This window comes from Bacteriovorax sp. BAL6_X (assembly GCF_000443995.1).
Classification (GTDB): domain Bacteria; phylum Bdellovibrionota; class Bacteriovoracia; order Bacteriovoracales; family Bacteriovoracaceae; genus Halobacteriovorax_A.
Map to the genome: position 1 here is coordinate 1 of NZ_AUMC01000002.1, position 2,760 is coordinate 2,760.

Here is a 2,760-nt window from a genome sequence, read left to right on the forward strand (position 1 = left end):
ATCCCCCTTGCGGGGGCGGTGGCCGGAGCTTCTTTTATTATGTTCGTCACTCTTTCATTTTTTAAGCAGGACGAATATCAAAAGAAAGCGGCAAATGTGGCGATTCTATCAATCTTTGCTGGCTCAGGCCTCGAGCTGATTAGAAACCTAATTCAGAGCTTTAGCTAGGAGTCTTAGATGAGTAGAAATCAATTTCCCACATTGCTAAACCAGAAGGCCACCATGCTCGCAAGCCTTACAAGAATTGATCTTCTCGTAATCGGTTCAAGTTACCTGATCCTTTCATGGATGAAAGTTTCAGGTCTTTATTCTCTCGCAATAATTGCGTTGGTTTTAGTGTGCTTAAAGTTTGTTAGCAAAAGACTGAAACAAGGCTTCTTTGCGCATTTAAACGATGACAAGAAGCTCTCTTGGCAATTTAAGCTTGGAGGCCGTCATGAGTAAATCGACCTTTCCAGTACTCGAAGTTCAAGGAAATAGGCTTACCTCTATTCATGGTGATGTGTCATGGTTTTACTCAATGCTCCCATCTGACACTTCACAGATGGATTATGTTGAAAGAGATGGATTCTTTGAGTCTTTAGCCCGTGGTCTTAATAACTTAAGTCTTGATAGCTATTTCAAGTTCTTCAAGATTGGTGATTCTTCTTTCTTGGAAACTAATGGATCACAGCTTCCAAGCTTTTCAGGAATTGAGTTTAAGGAACAAGATAGGCCCTTAGAGTGTTTCTTTCAAACAAGTCAAATTTTCTCTGAGGTTGGCATCTATGACGACTATTTAAGCTTTAATGGGAAATACCTAAGAGTCTTTTCCGTAAGTGAGTTTTCAGATGATGAGGCCCATGAGCACCTAATTCCACAGGATGTTGACTACGTCCTAAGTTTTAAAAAGAAGGCCAAGGATAAGTCCATCAATAAACTTGAGCGAATTAGAACGGGACACCTTTCAAGCTTTCTAAAGTCTAAAAGAGATATTTCAAGTGAAGGAGCTTATTCACAAGCTGAAGAGCTGATGCATGATCTTATTCATGGAAGTGAATCCATGTTTGAAATGGAGATGTTCTTTCTACTACGTTCTAATTCATTAGAAGAGCTAAATTCTATGAGTGAAGCTTTTGTCAGTGAAATGCTATCTCGTGGGATTAAGGTCTTTGCCGAGGGGCAATCGCTTAGAAACTTTAAGTCAGGTCTTACTTCGATCTTTAATGAACTTATTCCTGGAGTCAAGCCTCAGTTAGGGCTTAGGACGCTTCCTAACAAGACAAGCCATCTACGCTACCTCTTACCAGTTGAGAGAAGCTTTCTTATGGACGAAGGAATGGAGCTTCATGATAATTCAGGACAAGCAATCTACTTTGATCCATTCACAGACGCTATCAAAAATAGAAATATGCTCGTTACTGGCATTAGTGGCGGTGGCAAGTCTGTATTTGTAAACAAGATTGTCCATCACCTCATTGAGGATCATCCAACGGTTATTTTAGACAAGGGAGGCTCATTTCGTAAGCTTACAAAGTATTACGGAGGAAGCAATTTAGAGCATAAATTTAATCCATTTCAATTTAAAGACCCAATGTATTTAAGAGAGATTATTCTCTCTGTTGTTGATGCTGAAAGATTTGGAAAATTAGAAAAAGGAAAGCTTTTAAGGGCCATTAAAGAGGCCCTACCTAAAAGCGAATCCTTTTTTGGGCTTATAGATAATCTAAAAGAAGATTTTCCTGAAATTGATCTCTACTTTGAAGACTTCAAGGACTATATCTCTGATGACCATATAGATACAAAAAGCATTCTGTATGTTGACGTTGAAAACTATCCAAAGAGCGTCATCGCACCAATCATCATCTTTATTTTGGAATACTTTAAAAATGTTCCTGAAAAAGAAAAGATTCTCGTCTTCGATGAGTGTTGGAGCTTTCTTGGGGATCATAGCTCATATATAGATGAATGCTTTAGAACATTCAGGAAAACAGGTGCTTTCCCAATTGCAATTTCTCAATCTCTAAAAGACTTCTCTAGTCTTGGAGATGATCTGGCTAATTCAATTACCAATAACTGCTATTTTAAAGTCTTCTTCCCTCAGGAGATGGAAGAGAGACACGACATCACTTCCTTTGATGTTGAAAATATTGGCTCCCTAGAGTTTCAAAAGGGAGTTTTCTCTGAGTGCTATCTGAAGTCCACAGACAATCGTTTTAGAAAGATCATTAGAAACTACTTAACTCCATTGGAGTTGGAGCTATTTCATACAGAAGCAGGCAAAGACAAAAAGCTAGAGAGTTTTCTTTCTAAGTTTGAAGAGTTCTTTGATTCAAGTAAAGAGGCCATTGAGGCCTATGTGAGGTTACGACATGAAAGTTTTCAAAATAATAATGTCATTTACTTTGATATTTAGCATGAGAGCAAATGCAAGCACGTTCTTCATGCCAGACAGTGATACAGCGGCCCTTGTGATGCTTGTCTCTAATACGGCTTCAACTGTGTCAAACACTCTTAAAATCCTAGAGGTCGCTAAGAAAACAAGTGATCAGATAGATAAATATAATTTTATCGCAATGAGGCGTTATTTCATTGCTCGTCGAATCGAACAACACGTTGTCGATATCGCAGAAGCTAACAAGATGAAACCTAAGAATCTTCAAGAGCTAAACCAAGTAATGCTTAGGCTTAAGATGAATCTACAAGGCTTAAAGAGCAATATCGACTTTATGGACAAAAGCGTTTGGAAGCTCAAGACTTTACTGATCGGTACTGGGAGAA

Annotated in this window: 3 protein-coding genes; all 3 read left to right on the forward strand. The window is 38.5% G+C overall.

The features are described from left to right. Positions 1 to 177 precede the first annotated feature (177 nt). Positions 178 to 444, forward strand: a complete 267-nt coding sequence (locus M902_RS00085) for a hypothetical protein (RefSeq protein ID WP_040313607.1) — start codon at positions 178 to 180, stop codon at positions 442 to 444. Beyond that, positions 437 to 2,395: a VirB4 family type IV secretion system protein gene (locus M902_RS00090; protein ID WP_040313608.1), complete on the forward strand. Its 1,959-nt coding sequence runs from the start codon at positions 437 to 439 to the stop codon at positions 2,393 to 2,395. Before M902_RS00085 ends, M902_RS00090 begins: the two co-directional genes overlap by 8 nt. Before the next feature lies 1 nt (position 2,396). Continuing rightward, positions 2,397 to 2,760 (forward strand): hypothetical protein (locus tag M902_RS00095; protein ID WP_156979672.1); only part of this gene is annotated, 364 nt, incomplete at its 3' end.